Annotated in this window: 2 rRNA genes and 1 other RNA gene (1 of these 3 only partly in view); all 3 read left to right on the top strand. The window is 53.9% G+C overall.

Features of this window, described 5'->3' with window-relative positions:
* Positions 1 to 15 precede the first annotated feature (15 nt).
* Positions 16 to 416, top strand: an RNA gene (gene rnpB / locus CIG75_RS13145) — RNase P RNA component class B.
* Positions 417 to 654: 238 nt separating this feature from the next.
* Positions 655 to 2198: ribosomal RNA gene (locus CIG75_RS13140) — 16S ribosomal RNA — on the top strand.
* Positions 2199 to 2389: 191 nt separating this feature from the next.
* Positions 2390 to 2500 (top strand): 23S ribosomal RNA (locus tag CIG75_RS13135); it runs 2818 nt beyond the window's last position.
* The 16S and 23S rRNA genes sit together here, the layout of an rRNA operon.

Here is a 2500-nt window from a genome sequence, read left to right as displayed (position 1 = left end):
CGAAATAACGCAGAGACATGTGAGGTGATCGCGCTGCAACTACTTCAGTTGCGGTGAGGAAAGTCCACGCTCGCCCGGGCTGAGATGCCCGGAGTTCGGATGCCTGCCCAATTCATAAGGCAGGGCAGCCTGCACAAGGCTGACGGCGGAGGAAACGAGCTACGTTCGCTTTGCGGCGAATATGCAGAAGTACTCCTGAAAGTGCCACAGTGACGAAGCTTCTCGGAAACGGGAAGAGTGGAACGAGGTAAACCCCATCTGCGAGAAACCCAAACTTTGGTCGGGGAACTGCTTGGAGGGAATTTGAACCGAAGAGCGGATTGGCTTAACAGCCGATAGTCAAATGGTTGCCACTCATAGTGCGAGGCTTTCTCGAGCCGCTTGAAGCACGGAGGAACAGAACGTGGCTTACAACAGTCTCTGCTTTGCTCGTTTCAATGCTCGTGACGGCTTACCAAATATTCACTGTATCTTTTGTGGATTCTGTGTGGTATAGTTGTTGATGTTGCCGCGAGAGACACGCGGAGATAGATCAAATAAGTATGCGACGTTCTGTCGCAACGCTTACTAAATAATCATCCTGTTCTTGATCCTTGAAAACTAAACGAGTGTTACAGAGATCTGATGCGAGTCAAGATACAAACTTTTTCAACTTTTATTGAGAGTTTGATCCTGGCTCAGGACGAACGCTGGCGGCGTGCCTAATACATGCAAGTCGAGCGGACTGGAGGGAGCTTGCTCCCAAAGGTTAGCGGCGGACGGGTGAGTAACACGTGGGCAATCTGCCCGACAGACTGGGATAACGCTTGGAAACGAGTGCTAATACCGGATAAGCGATCCCCTCGCATGAGGAGATCGAGAAAGAAGCTTTCGCTTCACTGTCGGATGAGCCCGCGGCGCATTAGCTAGTTGGTGAGGTAACGGCTCACCAAGGCGACGATGCGTAGCCGACCTGAGAGGGTGATCGGCCACACTGGGACTGAGACACGGCCCAGACTCCTACGGGAGGCAGCAGTAGGGAATCTTCCACAATGGGCGCAAGCCTGATGGAGCAACGCCGCGTGAATGATGAAGGCCTTCGGGTTGTAAAATTCTGTCTTCTGTGAAGAACAAGTGTGAGAAGGGAATGCTCACACCCTGACGGTAACTGAGGAGGAAGCCCCGGCTAACTACGTGCCAGCAGCCGCGGTAATACGTAGGGGGCAAGCGTTGTCCGGAATCACTGGGCGTAAAGCGCGCGCAGGCGGCCATCTGCGTCCGGGGTGAAAGCCCAAGGCTCAACCTTGGGACTGCCTTGGATACGGGATGGCTTGAGGATCGGAGAGGCAAGGGGAATTCCACGTGTAGCGGTGAAATGCGTAGAGATGTGGAGGAACACCTGTGGCGAAGGCGCCTTGCTGGCCGATTTCTGACGCTGAGGCGCGAAAGCGTGGGGAGCAAACAGGATTAGATACCCTGGTAGTCCACGCCGTAAACGATGAGTGCTAGGTGTTGGGGGTACCACCCTCAGTGCCGAAGCTAACGCATTAAGCACTCCGCCTGGGGAGTACGGTCGCAAGACTGAAACTCAAAGGAATTGACGGGGGCCCGCACAAGCAGTGGAGCATGTGGTTTAATTCGAAGCAACGCGAAGAACCTTACCAAGACTTGACATCCCGCTGACCGGTTTAGAGATAGACCTTCCCTTCGGGGCAGCGGTGACAGGTGGTGCATGGTTGTCGTCAGCTCGTGTCGTGAGATGTTGGGTTAAGTCCCGCAACGAGCGCAACCCCTAAATTGTGTTGCCATCATTCAGTTGGGCACTCACAATTGACTGCCGGTGACAAACCGGAGGAAGGCGGGGATGACGTCAAATCATCATGCCCCTTATGTCTTGGGCTACACACGTGCTACAATGGGCGGTACAAAGGGTTGCGAGGCCGCGAGGCGGAGCCAATCCCAAAAAGCCGCTCACAGTTCGGATTGCAGGCTGCAACTCGCCTGCATGAAGCTGGAATTGCTAGTAATCGCGGATCAGCATGCCGCGGTGAATTCGTTCCCGGGCCTTGTACACACCGCCCGTCACACCATGGGAGTTGGCAACACCCGAAGCCGGTGAGGTAACCGTAAGGAGCCAGCCGTCTAAGGTGGGGTCGATGACTGGGGTGAAGTCGTAACAAGGTAGCCGTATCGGAAGGTGCGGCTGGATCACCTCCTTTCTAAGGATTTACGGTCTAACGACCATAAAACAAGCTTTATCAAACTCGCATCATCTCTGACAACTCGTTTAGTTTTGGGGGATCAAGCCCGGTAGGGTTTTTTCTTTCCCAAAAAGTGTTCCTTGAAAACTGGATAGCGAAATTGTGAGTCAAGACATGAAGAAATGCAGCATTTCGTATGCAATAACTTAGGTTAAGCTACGAAGGGCGCACGGAGGATGCCTTGGCGCCAGGAGCCGATGAAGGACGGGGCAAACACCGAAATGCCTCGGGGAGCCGTAAGCAGGCATTGATCCGAGGAT

It is taken from the genome of Tumebacillus algifaecis (genome assembly GCF_002243515.1).
Lineage (GTDB): Bacteria > Bacillota > Bacilli > Tumebacillales > Tumebacillaceae > Tumebacillus_A > Tumebacillus_A algifaecis.
This window is presented reverse-complemented; position numbering and strand designations above follow the sequence as displayed.